Origin of the sequence: Clostridium thermopalmarium DSM 5974 (assembly GCF_002995795.1) — a bacterium.
GTDB lineage: Bacteria > Bacillota > Clostridia > Clostridiales > Clostridiaceae > Clostridium_H > Clostridium_H thermopalmarium.
In genome coordinates this window covers 1-14,128 of the sequence record NZ_PVXN01000016.1, presented here as the reverse complement: position 1 = coordinate 14,128, position 14,128 = coordinate 1, and the positions used below count along the sequence as shown (strand labels likewise).

Here is a 14,128-nt window from a genome sequence, read left to right as displayed (position 1 = left end):
CTTCTCTTAATATTTCTTCCTTCAATTCTTTTGTATAAGTTCTTCCTCTCATGGCTTACCTCCAATCACTTTCTACATTATAATAAATGTATAGGCAATTGTCCAAATCAATTTAGGGGCTTATGAGGAATTTATATGTTTAGGAATAATAAAAAGCGAAACAAAGCCGATAAATAGATTCTTATATTGCATATTAGTGGAATAAAGCGAAACAGCAGATATTTATAATAAATGTGGAGGAAAATAAATGAAGAGTCAAAGAGTCAAAAGATGATTTTGATTTTTGAAATCATATTATGTATATTAGTTCAGATTATTTATGCAGATATTACATTCTATCAAGTCCAATTAATGGAAATATTGAAACAGAGAAAATGGGCGATGGAAATTATTTGGATAAATACTTTGAGATGAAATATTGAAGTATTTTGTGGAACAATAAGGCAATTGCTTCGTCTGAATAAGTAAATACGCTTTTATATAGTGGAGAGTATTTAAGATGAATAAAAAAATTATTATTGTTGTCAGTATATTGGTTCTTGGGATTTTGGCGGTTATATTATTCAGTACATTTGGAAGAAAACCTTTTGCAAAATTATCTGCTAGTGAAATCGTGTCTGCGGAATTATTTATTATGCCGTCTGAAAAAACCATAGACCTAACGGACGAAGAAGATATTGCCGAATTAGCGGATATTTTAAAAGAGATTGCTATATATCGGGAAGATAATTCTGGAAGAGAGTATGCTGGTCAATTATTGCAGGTAACTATTATATTAAAAAACGGTGAAACACATACTATTGGTGCCTATAATCCATTCTTGTTCTTAAATGGAAAATGCTATCGTACAAAGTACGAGCCTTGCCAGAAACTTAATGCCTTCGGGAACCGAATTTTAAATGAGCAGTGATTTCATTAGGCAAACAAAATAAGCAGTATTTGCTGAAAAAACATTGAAAATTGATAAAGCAAATGTGAGAATTTATCAGAAAAAGTATTCTTTACATTGTGTTTATTTTTGAAATTTCTACAAAATAGGCATTGACTATCACCTTAGGTGTTAGCCTATGATAATTACGAGGTGATAAGAATGTTAATTAAAGATGTATGTAGAGAATGTAAATTGACGAAGAAAGCAGTTGAGTATTATGAACAGCAGGGATTGATATCTCCAAGGGTAGAGGATAATGGTTATCGAAATTACAGTGATGAAGATATTTCTGTATTAAAAGAAATTGGAGTTTTAAGGAAATTAGGCATCAGCATTGCTGAAATCAAAGATATTCTTGCAAGTACAAATAAAGCCGCTGCTCTGGCAAAGTGCAAATATAAGATGGATTTAGAAGTTGAAAAAGCAATGGCTAAGAAAAAATGCCTGGAACAGTTAATAAAAGACTATGACATTGAGCAAGCAATTACCTATATTGAAGAAGACATTGAGAAGCATTTTACAATCAAAGAGAAACTGCTGCAAGCATTTCCAGGAGGTTATGGAATGTATCTATGCGTACATTTTGGACAGTTTCTTAATGGGAGAATTGATAATGAGGAAAAAGAAAGGGCATATAATAAAATTGTTGATTATTTGGATGAAATTCAAGAAATAGAATTTCCCAAAGAACTGGAAGAATTTTTGCAGCAGGGTCTTGGACAGATGGAAGAAGCAGATATGCAGAGAATTAATTCATCTATAATAGATTCAGTAAACAATATAGATATGTATTTAGAAGAAAATAAAGAAGACATTGAAAAATATTTGGAATACAGAAACTCAGATGAATATAAAAAATCACCAGTCTGTAAAATACAGCAATTATTATTGAAATTTCAGCAAGAGAGCGGATATTACGATATATTTATTGAAAATTTAAAAATATTGAGCGACTCATATAGGGAGTATTTTGGAAAACTCCAGGCTGCAAATAAAGCATTTATAGATAAATATTCACAATTTGATAATATTTATAAGGTGTAGTTGTACAATAGCAATCTTATGCCACACAAACTTATCAAAAATTAAAGAATTAGTAAAGGTCACGGTAAAATAAGAGTAAAAACCTTATTAAAACCGTGACTTGTTTTTATCTGGAAAGAGTTGGGGAAATAGGGTTAAGGTGAGAAGGGACAAGGGTTTTAGGAGTGTGGGGGTTTGACATGAATTTTTATGTGTATACATAGTTAGGATTAAGTTTTATTCTAAAAAGGGTAAAGAGGTAAGGGTGGAGAATAAAAAACTTGTGTTAAAAATAATAAAGTCACATCAAATAGATAATAAAGTTATGTTAAGATTTTAATCACATAATTATAGTTAAAGGTTAAAAGCCCTTTTCTTTTAATGATAGAAGAATAATTACAAAAATAAAAATATACTGTCATAAAAAATATACTATCAAAAGGAGCAAAACTTGTTTAATTGAAAATGAAGTTATGTTATATTAAGGTCATAATAGTATTATAGTGCGAAATAATGAAGGAGAACATTATATGATGATATTGTTGAGCATTTTTATTTTAATTATAGGGATTATCATGTTGATTAGTCCAGATACATGGTGGCAAATTACAGAATCATGGAAATCATATGCCGCAGCAGAACCTTCAGATTTTTATATAAAAATAACTCGTGTTGTAGGCGGTTTTTTTTCAATTGTTGGAGTTGGCGGCATAATAGTTTTTTTGTTATTACCATAAATATATGGAAAATTATAATGCTGTGAAAAATGATTTTAATGAAATACCAGAACTTGATGACCCGAAATGGAATCATAATAACTGTTATTTCAAACAATTCATGAAACTTATCTTAGATAATGTTAATACTTACCTTAACATCGGCTGCGGTAAAGGTGAACTCTCATTTATGCTGTCCAAAAAATCTAAAAGGGGGATATGTTATGATTGGTTTGCTTAATCTTGGTAGCCTAGTGCTTGGAGTAGTTGCCTGGATACTTCCTGTTGTCAATCTTATGCGATATAAGAATCAGGGCAACAGAAATTGGGCTTTTCTTTCTATTATGAGCATCAGCGCTTGTGCTATTTCACTATGTTTACAGATTCTTTATGGCTACCATCTAGTAAAGATTGAGGACTGGTCTGCTCTTATGGACACTACTGGTGCTGCGGCGTTTGCCGCTATTATTCTTCTCACTGTTACTATCATATTAAATGCAATTACTCTGATTGCATATCGAGACAAAACGTCAAAGTAGGAGGATAGGGTGTTTTTGTTTGCATATAACTTGAAATGAAAAGAAGAACAAATAGATAGAAAGGGAAATTTATAATGAAACAAAACAAATACGATGATGACACCTTTTTTAATAAATATAGTAATATGGATAGGTCGAAAAATGGTCTTGAAGGTGCGGGGGAGTGGCATGAACTGAAAAATATGCTGCCTGACTTCAAAGATAAAAGGGTTTTGGATTTAGGCTGCGGGTTTGGATGGCATTGTCGCTATGCTGTAGAGAACGGTGCCAGGTCAGTAATTGGAATTGATATTTCACAAAAAATGTTAAGTGAAGCAAAGAGTAAAACAAAGTGTGGAAATATCGAGTATATCTGTATGCCAATAGAAGACATAGATTTTCCTGAAGAATCCTTTGATGTTGTTATCAGTTCCCTGGCGCTTCACTATATTAAATCCTTTGAGGATGTTTTAGATAGAGTATATAAATGCCTTTCAAGGGGTGGAGATTTTATATTTTCTGTAGAGCATCCCATTTTTACTGCCCAAGGCCCTCAGGATTGGTATTATGATGATAAGGGCAATATTCTGCATTGGCCAGTTGACCATTATTTCACAGAAGGCATTCGCAATGCTAAATTTCTAGGTGAGGAAGTTATTAAATATCATCGGACACTTACTACATACTTAAACAGTCTCATAAAAATAGGCTTTGAAATAACAGGTGTTGTCGAACCAAAGCCTGCAGAAAATATGCTCAACACAGTACCTGGGATGCGGGATGAACTGCGCCGGCCGATGATGCTGCTTGTGTCAGCAAGAAAGAAGTTATATTAGAACAAAATGAAGGCGGAGGTGGAGTGCTGCGATGGTAGAAAATATTTTGAATCAAATCACCAGAGAATTGGAAGGCATACCAGGCATTATAGGTATAGTTTTAGGAGGCTCAAGAGCAAGAGGTACCAATCATGAAAAGTCCGACATAGATATCGGAATATACTATGACGAAACAGAGGGCTTTGATATCAGAGAATTAGGCAAGGTTGCTTCAAAACTAGATGATGAGCATAGAGAAAATTTAATTACACAAATAGGTGGATGGGGACCTTGGGTAAATGCGGGCGGATGGCTTGTTGTTAAAGGATATCATGTAGACTTTATATTACGTGACATAAAAAGGGTGTCTCAGGTTGTTGATGATTGTTTGTCAGGAAAAGTATCTGCTCATTACCAAACAGGTCATCCCCATGCTTATCTTAATGTAATGTATATGGGCGAAGTTTCTGTTTGCAAAATACTTGTTGACCCTATGGGTAAAATTTCAGAGTTTAAATCCAGAACCAAGCCATATCCTCAAACTTTAAAAGATGCAATAGTTCAATATTTTATGTTTGAGGCCTCCTTTTCCTTAATGTTTGCTGAGGATAATGTCGATAAGGATGATATTTATTATGTATGTGGACATTATTTCAGAAGTATTTCCTGCTTAAATCAAGTTTTATTTGCTTTGAATGAAGAATACTGCATTAATGAGAAAAAAGCGGTCAGGATGATTGATGGCTTTTTTATAAAGCCCAGGGATTATAAAAATAGAATAGATAAGATTATTACATTACTTTCCGCTGATAGAGATACTACAAGAGAAGGGATAAATATGCTTAAGGAACTTATTTCTGAAACAGAAATCCTTCTTGTTAAGTAATAAAATCATTTTGTATAGAACTTATATTACGAACTACAAGCGAGAAATTAAGAAGGAGAAACCTATAATGAAAGCAGAGATTAACCTTATTACAATTTGGACAGACGAAATTGACAGGATGAGAAATTTTTATAATCAAGTCCTTGGATTTAGAATTAAAAATGACCTTGGCAATTATGTTGAATTAGAAAATAATGGAGTAAGATTTGCTATATGTATGAGAAATGTTATGTATTCATATAGTGATGAGTATAGGAAAAAAGTAGTTGGTCAGGCTTTTGAATTGGCTTTTCCATGTGAAAATCCTGATGAAGTAGATGAAGCATTTGAAAAGTTGGTTACGATGGGAGCAACTCCTGTTCATCAACCTCAAAATATGCCCTGGAATCAAAGAACAGCATTATTTGCAGACCCAGATGGCAATATACATGAAATTTTTTCAGAGATTATTTAGGTCAAAACTTTCTATAGAAATATGTATTAAGAGGTTATACATACTTGTGTGGGAGTAATAATTTGGAAAAGCATGAGTTTGGAATAATAGATTCTTTTGAAGAAAACAAATGGTATAGTGACTATGAACCTGAAAAATATAATTGTATTTCTGTTAGTGACGATTTATTTGAAGAATTAATTATAAAGTGTAATGAAGAATTATTGGCAATTAAAACATATTTTCAGGTTACAACCCAGCCAGGTACCGGATTAGATTATTGCGGTGTAACGCTTATCCCTCCGGAATCTCTTAAACATTTTAGAGGGATTATTATCAAGGCAAATATCCACTATCAATCGCAGGAACTTGAATTGCTTATTGAAAAGGTATCTAGTGCAATTAGTGAAAATAAATACTTAATTCACTATGGAATATAGTATTTTTCATATAAGAATATGAATATGCAGATGAAAAGTGGGAGTATCATGTTTGAATATATAAAATTGCAAAGAACAATGTGTTTTGGGACTTGCCCCGTTTATAGTGTAACAGTGGATAATGAGGGCAATGTAAATTATTATGGAGAATTGTTGATAATAACAGATTAAAGGGAACTCAATACTGGTTCCCTGTTCGTTGCTCAGGGTTTGCGAATAATATCAAAATCACAGATAGTGATAGAATGGGTGTTATAGTCAATGAGCCCATCTTTTTTCATTTTATTGAGTTCACGGGAAAGAGAAGTCCTTTGAATACCTAACCTCTCGGCTAATTCCTTTTTTGTCATATTAAGTTTTATTTCTTTACTTTTTTGAGAGTAGTACTCATAGTTTAAGAATTCAATGATAGATTCCTTTATAGATTTCATGGAGATTGATTTAATTTTGCTTGTCAAGATAGCAGTTTTGTCCGATATGCAAGTTAAGAACTGTATTAAGAAATCCTGGCTAGTCTGACAAAGTTGCAGTACAAAATCTTTATCGATATGTAAAATTTCAGCATCTGATTTTGCCACCACACTCATGGGATAATAAGGATACCTTGAAAACAATAGGTTGCCTCCTATACTGTCTCCGACCTTAAATTCGGTAATAGTTAATACATTTCCCTTTTCATCAATCTTTTGAACAAATACCTGGCCTTTTAAAATAATATCCCAGTAATTGCATTTCTCGCTTTCAAAATGGATAATGCTGCCTTTATTGTATTTAGAGATAATATAATTATGAGTTTTAAAAAGATTAAGCAGTTCTTCAGTAGAAAATCCATCAAATAACTCTGTTAGTCTTAAAATACTTAGATAATTTTTTATATTCATAAATACCACCTTTTTTAAAATTAGGTTGTGTTAAGTAGTATTTGTGTAAAATGCGTCAAATGATTTATTTTCAAGCATTAGAGAGTTATTAAACCTCAGAATTCGTGTACCCCCTAATTTTCATCAAATCCATGCTTGCATCCTCTTAAAAATGCTTTAAAATCTGCTCATAAATTTTTGTCAAGGTCGGGCTGAAAGCCCGTTAATTTCAGCCTTGACAAAAATTCAATTGAGCAGATTAAAATTTTGTCAGAGGATGAAAGTATTTAAATCTTGCGAAGCATTTTTTCATATTTTACTTTACACTATCTAAAATTAGTTACCGTGGTAACTGTATGTTACTGTAATTTATTATAATATAGATTTAAACATAATGAAAGGAGAGTTTTTATGTTGGAGAAAAAATATGTATACAGTCTTACAGATGACAAAATAATTGAAAGGATTGTGGATGATGAGAATATTCACCTAAATCATATGGTTCTTGTAAAAGGAACAAATCTTCCTGAACACTATTCCAATTCCAACGTCTATATGATAATTGTACAGGGAAAAATGACTTTGCAGTTAAATGAACAAGAACCACATCATTACACCAAGGGAGATATTATTAATATACCATACAAAACAAAAATGAATGTCCATAATCAAGACGAAGAAGTATTGGAATTCTTTGTGGTAAAATCACCTAATCCTAAAAACTACAGGGAGAAGGAGTGATGAAAGGTGGATATTTTTACAGCATCATTATGGGGAATAACAGGGGCTGCATTTATTGCATCCCTTGTTAAAGATAAGCAGAAGACATTCAATTCTATAAAAATGGCAAGAGGTATGATGAAAAATATGATTGGAGAGATTGTAGGCATCTTGTTTCTTATAGGATTGATTCTGACCTTCATACCGCCTGAAGTTATAAAGAATGTTTTGGGAGAATCCAATCTGTTCATTTCAACCGTTATTTCTGCCTTAGTAGGTAGTATTACATTGATTCCAGCCTTTGTAGCATTTCCTCTGGTAGGTTCTTTTGTAGATGCAGGTGCAAGTATTGTCCCTGCCGTTGCATTCTTAACTACTTTAACGATGGTTGGAATAGTGACATTCCCATTAGAAAAACAAGAGTTTGGTTTGAAATTTGCTACTACCCGTAATGTTCTTAGTTTTGTATTTGCACTTATAATAGCGCTGACGATGGGAGTGATTATGTGAAATGATTGAAATAATTAAAAAGAACAAACTGCTGGCAGCAGTATCTTTGGCATATATTTTTCTATTTATCGCAATGCCCGATAAGGCTTATTTATCTGTCAAAAACAGCATATATTATATTATAGAAATGCTTGAAATTATGCCTGTGATTTTTATACTTACATCAATTATTGAAGCATGGGTTCCTAAAGAAGTAATCATGAATGGATTTGGGGAGAAAGCAGGAATAAAGGGGGGTATATTCTCGTTCTTATTGGGCAGTTTTTCAGCAGGACCTATTTATGCGGCATTCCCAATTTGCAAAATGCTTTTAAAGAAAGGTGCCAGCATCGCAAATGTAGTCATCATATTAAGTGCATGGGCGGTAATAAAAGTACCCATGCTTGCCAATGAAGCAAAATTCTTAGGACCGAATTTTATGGGGCTAAGATGGATATTGACAGTAATATCCATACTGATAATGTCATATCTAATGACTGTATTTGTAAAAAAAGAAGATATTCCTGTTCAGGAAGAGCGTGACCTTGGCAAAGTAACTGGTATTAATATTAAAGAAAAATATTGTATTGGATGTGGACGGTGTGAAAAATTAATGCCTCATTATTTTAAGGTGGTGGATAAGAAAGCAAAATGGAAAGAGTCTAAACTTAATGAGACACAGATAAATGAATTGAAAGCGATAATAGATAAATGTCCTGTTAAGGCCATAGACTTAAAATGATATTCTTACTGTATACCCAAAAAACTTGTGTCATGAATAAAAAGTATTGTTAAGAATCATGGTGAAAATAGGGTAGAAACCTTATGGGAGCCATGATTTTTGTTTAGCATGAGTAGTTTTAAGGAGAGATGGGATAAGGGTATGAGGGGGAGTTTTGACATGTTTTTTTGGTTACATCAGAGCATATATGTTATATTTATATTAAGATATTTAGATAAATAAAAATTAATGCTTAATGATAATAGAATATTGTTTTACTATTGCAGAATATAGAGAAATGATAAAATAGAAGTGCATAAATACATGTAAAAGGAGCCGTGAGAGTATGAAAATTCTTCAGTTGAAAATAACATTAAAAGACGTAAAGCCTCCTGTCTGGAGAAGAGTATTGGTTAGAGACGATATTACGTTTTATAAACTCCACAGGATAATCCAGCATGCGATGGGATGGTTTGAATCCCACCTTTATGAGTTTAGGCTGGGAGAAATGATTATTGGGGAAAAAGATGATGACTGGGACTTTTACGACAGATATGAAGTTAAAAGTGCAAAAAGAATAAAGTTAAGCAGCATGAACTTTGCACCAAAGGATAAATTCAGATATGTTTACGATTTTGGTGATAATTGGAGACATGACATTGTTGTTGAGAAGGTGCTTGACCCGGAAGAAGGCGTTAAATATCCAGTATGTATCGGTGGTAAAAGAAACTGTCCTCCTGAAGATGTAGGGGGACCGTGGGGATATGAAGATTTCCTTGAAGCAATCCAAGACCCGCAGCATCCAGAGCATGAATCCATGCTTGAATGGGTGGGGGGTTCTTTCGACCCTGAAGAATTCAGCATAGATGAAGTCAATGATATGTTGAAGATGATAAAGTAAGGATTAAGGTTTTACATTTTATTAAGAGAGGCTAATTAACATGGTTTTGTGGGGAATTTTCATCAGTGCTTTTTTAATAGGCTTTTCAGGAGCAATGATGCCTGGGCCTATGTTGGGAGTCACGATTGATGGCAGCCTTAAAAAAGGGTGGACAGCAGGCCCTTTAACAGTGTTAGGGCATGGAATCCTGGAACTTATACTAATTATCATCATGATATTCGGACTTAAAGATTTCTTTTCTAAGGCGACAGTTGCAGGATTTATCGGACTATTTGGCGGTGCTTTCCTTGCATGGATGGGGTATGGAATGATAAAGTCCGGTATTAATAAATCAGTTTCTTTGGAGAGCCAAAGAGCAGGGAATAGTGCCGGAGTGAGGAATCTTGCATTAGCGGGAGCGCTTGTAAGTGCTACCAATCCGTATTTTATTCTCTGGTGGGCGTCAACAGGTATGGAATCAATACGCCAGTCTTATACTTCAGGGTTAATTGGTGTTTTGTTCTTTTTTATAGGACATATTTTATCGGACTTTGTATGGTATTCAGCAATTTCCATAGCATTTTCCAGAGGCAAGAAACTGATAAGTGGTACTGTATATCGCTGGATTATTTTATTATTAGGCATATTTATTGTAGCATTTTCAATCTATTTTATAGCCAGCGGATGGAAGATACTTCGAATCTCATGATGTAATCTCAAAGGTGAGCCAAAGCAGGAACGGTTATGCTTATAAAATATAAAAAGGGAAAGGGTATGGGCATATGGGAATTGATATGCATGAAGAAGCAAGAAAAATAGGTCAGTTAACAGGGGAAATGTCTTGTACATTGCAAGGCGTTTGGTTCAATATGGGAAGCAAGGCTTAAAGAACTGGTAGAAGAAAATTTAACACTGCGTGAGGTTGCAAGGTTGCTTGGAGTAGACCCCAATACGGTCAAGAAATATGCTAGGAAACTTGGTTTGGCTACTTATTGGAAAAAAGGAAACAATGATGATAATGAAAGTTTAGTTAATTATTCTAAAGGGGCTTCTGGTAATGATTATAATAAAAGAGATACATACAGAAGTGAATGGATAAGTTTACTAAAGAATAATCCAGGCAAATGTAAAACAGAATTGCGCCAAATGAATAAGGCTTTGTTTACATGGCTTTATAGAAACGACAGGGAATGGCTCAACAACAACTCCCCTGTTAAAAAGAGAGTAAATAATGGGTATGCCCGAGTAGATTGGGATATTAGAGATAAAGAGATACTAGCCAAGGTGGAAGGTTTAGTAAAAAATATGTTAGATTCAAAAAAGAAGCCTGAGCGAATAAGTATAAGTAGGATAGGGAGTAAATTAGGAATTAGGGCTTTATTGGAAAAACATTTGAATAAACTTCCGAGGACGAAGGCTTACTTGGATTCTGTTAAAGATAGCGGCAGAGATTTCAGAATTAGGCGGATAAAATGGGCTATCCAGGAGTTAGAAAAAGAGGGGCAGGAGTTAAAAGAATGGAGAATACTTAGGAAGGCTGGAATTAGGAAGGTGTATCAAGAAAATATAGAAATAGAATTAGAGAATTTAATTGGCCAGAATAAATATTTTAAATAAGGGCTGGATGCATAATTTCATAAAACGTTCAGCCTTTTTATATAGTTAAAGTATACGTATATTAACATTTAAATATGTAATATAAAGGAAATTATATGTTTTTGACGAAATATATAGTATAAAGATTATTTATTATCAAATTTAAAAAATAAAAGGGGTATTTTTATGGAAAACACTAATGAACTTGTTGAATCAAATGTTAAAACAATTGGAGAATCTGTGTTAAAAGCATTGATTTCAGCAGTGCCTGTATTAGGCGGACCATTGTCTTCTTTACTAGGTGACTATTTTTCAGGCAGGAAAGAGAGAAGATTTATTGAATTTCTTGAAGGGATTAGCAAAGATTTAGAGAATAGCCGAGATTTAATAAATGAAGAGTTTGTTTCAAAAGAAGATTTTTATGATATTTTCGAGTTAACTGCAAGGAAAATAGTTTTGACAAGACAAGAAGAAAAAAGAGAGGCGTATAGGAAGATATTGACTAATTCCATGACATCAAAAGATATAAGTTATGATGAGATGGAGGAGTTTATTTCTCTACTAGATGGAATGAGACCTGAACATATACTTCTATTAAAGATATTAAAAGACCCACTAAAATATGATGAAGAAAACGGGAATCTAGTTGGTAAGGGTGGAGGATTTTCAACATCAATAAGTCAGATTATGAATAAGTTGTTGCCTAATTGGGATGAAACATCGATTATTGATGTTGCCGCAAAACTAGAAAATGATAGGCTTATAAAAGATATTACACGTAATTACAAAACTATGATGACAGACCAAGGCATTAATCATCTGAGAAATCGTTTGACAGATAAAGGAAAGAAATTCTGTATATTTATATTAGAATAGATTTTATAAGGGTTATCTAATTTGATATTTTGAAATTGGTTGGTGATATTAGAAAATGAAATTCTTATTTTTGGATACCAATATATATCTAGATATGGTCGTATATAGAAATAAAGAAAATCCTCCAAAGTCTTATGACTATTTATTAAAATTACTAGAGTTTGACCAAGTGAAATTAATAATACCTAAAATCGTCATAACAGAAGTAAAAAGACATTTAGAAGATGAAATTGATAAGGTGGGAGAGAATTTAAAAAGTTTGAAAAATAGTGTTGAAGGTATGTATTGGATTAGCAATACAGAAGATGTACAGAATTTCGATGCTAAGGTGAAAATGTTATCTAAAACTGTTAATCAAGTTTTAGATGAATTCAAAAAGAATAATCTTAATTATAAAAATGAGTTCAAGGATAAATTGGAAAAAATATTCAGTAATAAAAATAATATTTTAATAGATGAAACCCAAGAGTTAATATTCAATGTCAATAAAAGAATGATTTATAAACTTTGCCCTTTTCACATTAAAGGGAAAGAATCTTTTGCAGATGCTTTAATTTTAGAAACACTTATAAATATAGAGAAATTTATAGAGTTAAGAGATGAAGATGAAATTTACTTCATTACGAAAAATTATAAAGATTTTTCTAAATCTAAAGAAAATAAGGCGGAGATTCATCCACATATTTTAGAAAGTCTTATTAATAATGGATTAGATAAACAAGTGAAATATAGTTTGCGGTTTTATAAGACTCTGATGGATAATTTTAAAGAAGAATTAGAAAGTGTAGATGAACTTGAATCATTATTTTTAGATACTTTAGCAGAGGAAGAAGCAGAGAGAGAGGCATGGGAAACCGATATCGAAAATATGGCTAGAAATTCTGTAGGATTGTCTAGTTTACCATCAGATGATAGCATTGTTGAATGGGTAAATGAAAGTGGTCCAATAGAAGATTTAAAGCAAGCAATAAATGAATATGAGCATGTTATTTCTAGGATAGATGAATATATTAATAAATATTATGATTTAGAAGATAACTTAATGCATACATGCGTTGAAAACTTATTATCTCTAGTAGATAATTTTAATAAGAAGTCAGGATTCTTAACGATAAACTTAAATAAGAATGATGATGAACGCAAAATAGTTCATGAAATATTAGAGTTCATAAATACTTATGTTGTAGATATAGACTTGTTGCATCAAATCTATGATAATTACGAAATAAAGGACTATTTTGACCTAGAAACTTTGCTGGATATAAGAGATTTTCAAAATAATCGAATTCAATTAAATGCTGAGGGATATTTTAATCCTGAGAGTTTTGGACAAGATACAATCGAATTAAAAATACTAAAAAATTCTGTAGTTCAGGCAGAGGGGTACATAGAAATATCATATGGGGGTATAGAATTTGATGAAGATGGCGGAGTAGATAATGGTTGTCAAGAAAGCATTGAATTTCATATAGATAATATTATCAATTATCTCAAGACAATTGTAAGTAGTTCATTAGATAGTATAAAAGAAGCAGTATGTATGCTAGATAAATTTATTGATTTTATTGGAATTTACGAAGCATAATAAACAGCACATTAATTAGATAGTATTGTAAAAGAGGAATCCTTGAACCCTTGAATCCTTAGAACATATTCCTACTATGTATGCCCCAAAAAAACTCGTGTCACGAATAAAAAAGTCGTGTTAAAAATAAAAAAGTTGTGTTAAGAATCATGGTGAAAATAGGGTGGAAAACCTTATTGGAGCCATGATTTTTGTTTTAGGATGAGTAGGGTTAAGGGGTAAGGTATAAGGTTAAAAGTATTGATTTTATTGGATTTGAATAGAGTATTGATGAAAGATATTGATTAAAACTTTTCCCTTTTCTCTTGATACTTATCCCTATTTATGACACGACTTTTTTATCTAAAATGAGAGTAAAAATAGGAAATTATTAGGAGAAAAGAACAAGGAAAGTGGGTGATTTTTGACATGATTTTTTTATCTGGAAGAAAATAGGTAAATATGGTTAAGGATAGATGGGACAAGGGGTTGAGGGGTGTTGGGTTTTGACATGAGTTTTTTATGTGTATACAATAGCAAAAGAGTGTCCAAATTCCATAATACTACCAGGTTTTTCTGCACAAGGAACTGTTTCATCAACTGAGGTTATGAATTGGCTTAAAAACAATCAAAAACAGTTAAAAATTAATAAAGAATTAT

Annotated in this window: 18 protein-coding genes; 17 read left to right on the top strand and 1 reads right to left on the bottom strand. The window is 32.4% G+C overall.

All coding sequences use genetic code 11. From position 1 onward, the window contains the following. The first annotated feature begins 499 nt into the window (after window positions 1-499). The 9 genes from CPAL_RS04360 (at window position 500) to CPAL_RS14070 (ending at window position 5,933) form a co-directional block, all read left to right on the top strand. Window positions 500-910, top strand: coding sequence for a hypothetical protein (locus CPAL_RS04360; protein ID WP_106024153.1), 411 nt, complete (start codon window positions 500-502; stop codon window positions 908-910). Window positions 911-1,090: 180 nt separating this feature from the next. Then, window positions 1,091-1,975 carry a MerR family transcriptional regulator gene (locus tag CPAL_RS04355; RefSeq protein WP_106024152.1) on the top strand — a complete coding sequence of 295 codons (885 nt, stop codon included), beginning with the start codon at window positions 1,091-1,093 and terminating at the stop codon, window positions 1,973-1,975. Between the two features lie 509 nt (window positions 1,976-2,484). Continuing rightward, window positions 2,485-2,691, top strand: a complete 207-nt coding sequence (locus CPAL_RS04350; protein ID WP_106024151.1) for a DUF6199 family natural product biosynthesis protein — start codon at window positions 2,485-2,487, stop codon at window positions 2,689-2,691. A 203-nt stretch (window positions 2,692-2,894) separates the two neighbouring features. After that, window positions 2,895-3,209, top strand: coding sequence for a hypothetical protein (locus tag CPAL_RS04340; protein WP_034844800.1), 315 nt, complete (start codon window positions 2,895-2,897; stop codon window positions 3,207-3,209). A gap of 74 nt (window positions 3,210-3,283) precedes the next feature. Then, window positions 3,284-4,024, top strand: a complete 741-nt coding sequence (locus CPAL_RS04335) for a class I SAM-dependent methyltransferase (RefSeq protein WP_014253610.1) — start codon at window positions 3,284-3,286, stop codon at window positions 4,022-4,024. Window positions 4,025-4,055: 31 nt separating this feature from the next. After that, window positions 4,056-4,889, top strand: a complete 834-nt coding sequence (locus tag CPAL_RS04330; RefSeq protein ID WP_106024150.1) for a nucleotidyltransferase domain-containing protein — start codon at window positions 4,056-4,058, stop codon at window positions 4,887-4,889. Between the two features lie 67 nt (window positions 4,890-4,956). After that, entirely contained in the window at window positions 4,957-5,343 is a 387-nt protein-coding gene (locus tag CPAL_RS04325; protein WP_068556432.1) for a VOC family protein, read from the top strand. Window positions 5,344-5,405: 62 nt separating this feature from the next. After that, entirely contained in the window at window positions 5,406-5,762 is a 357-nt protein-coding gene (locus CPAL_RS04320) for a hypothetical protein (RefSeq protein WP_106024149.1), read from the top strand. 18 nt (window positions 5,763-5,780) lie between these two features. Beyond that, window positions 5,781-5,933, top strand: a complete 153-nt coding sequence (locus tag CPAL_RS14070; protein ID WP_341458843.1) for a DUF6438 domain-containing protein — start codon at window positions 5,781-5,783, stop codon at window positions 5,931-5,933. A gap of 32 nt (window positions 5,934-5,965) precedes the next feature. Here the strand turns inward: CPAL_RS14070 and CPAL_RS04315 are convergent, their stop codons facing one another. After that, entirely contained in the window at window positions 5,966-6,643 is a 678-nt protein-coding gene (locus tag CPAL_RS04315; RefSeq protein WP_068556434.1) for a Crp/Fnr family transcriptional regulator, read from the bottom strand. Window positions 6,644-7,033: 390 nt separating this feature from the next. On the opposite strand from CPAL_RS04315, the gene CPAL_RS04310 reads away from it, so the two are divergent. The 8 genes from CPAL_RS04310 to CPAL_RS04275 all read left to right on the top strand — a co-directional run bounded on the left by CPAL_RS04310 (window position 7,034) and on the right by CPAL_RS04275 (window position 13,489). Further along, window positions 7,034-7,363 (top strand): cupin domain-containing protein, encoded by a 330-nt coding sequence (locus tag CPAL_RS04310; RefSeq protein WP_106024148.1) that lies wholly within the window; start codon window positions 7,034-7,036, stop codon window positions 7,361-7,363. Between the two features lie 6 nt (window positions 7,364-7,369). Next, window positions 7,370-7,852, top strand: coding sequence for a permease (locus CPAL_RS04305; RefSeq protein WP_027622411.1), 483 nt, complete (start codon window positions 7,370-7,372; stop codon window positions 7,850-7,852). A gap of 1 nt (window position 7,853) precedes the next feature. Beyond that, window positions 7,854-8,573: a permease gene (locus tag CPAL_RS04300; RefSeq protein WP_106024147.1), complete on the top strand. Its 720-nt coding sequence runs from the start codon at window positions 7,854-7,856 to the stop codon at window positions 8,571-8,573. A 325-nt stretch (window positions 8,574-8,898) separates the two neighbouring features. Then, window positions 8,899-9,453, top strand: a complete 555-nt coding sequence (locus tag CPAL_RS04295) for a plasmid pRiA4b ORF-3 family protein (protein ID WP_023062414.1) — start codon at window positions 8,899-8,901, stop codon at window positions 9,451-9,453. A gap of 40 nt (window positions 9,454-9,493) precedes the next feature. Further along, window positions 9,494-10,141 carry a LysE family transporter gene (locus tag CPAL_RS04290; protein WP_014253599.1) on the top strand — a complete coding sequence of 216 codons (648 nt, stop codon included), beginning with the start codon at window positions 9,494-9,496 and terminating at the stop codon, window positions 10,139-10,141. A gap of 158 nt (window positions 10,142-10,299) precedes the next feature. Next, the gene (locus tag CPAL_RS04285) at window positions 10,300-11,049 is read left to right on the top strand and encodes a TnsD family Tn7-like transposition protein (protein WP_207654914.1); all 750 of its coding nucleotides are present in this window, start codon (window positions 10,300-10,302) and stop codon (window positions 11,047-11,049) included. Between the two features lie 165 nt (window positions 11,050-11,214). Further along, window positions 11,215-11,904 carry a hypothetical protein gene (locus CPAL_RS04280; RefSeq protein ID WP_106024146.1) on the top strand — a complete coding sequence of 230 codons (690 nt, stop codon included), beginning with the start codon at window positions 11,215-11,217 and terminating at the stop codon, window positions 11,902-11,904. A 55-nt stretch (window positions 11,905-11,959) separates the two neighbouring features. After that, window positions 11,960-13,489 carry a PIN domain-containing protein gene (locus CPAL_RS04275; RefSeq protein ID WP_106024145.1) on the top strand — a complete coding sequence of 510 codons (1,530 nt, stop codon included), beginning with the start codon at window positions 11,960-11,962 and terminating at the stop codon, window positions 13,487-13,489. Window positions 13,490-14,128 lie beyond the last annotated feature (639 nt).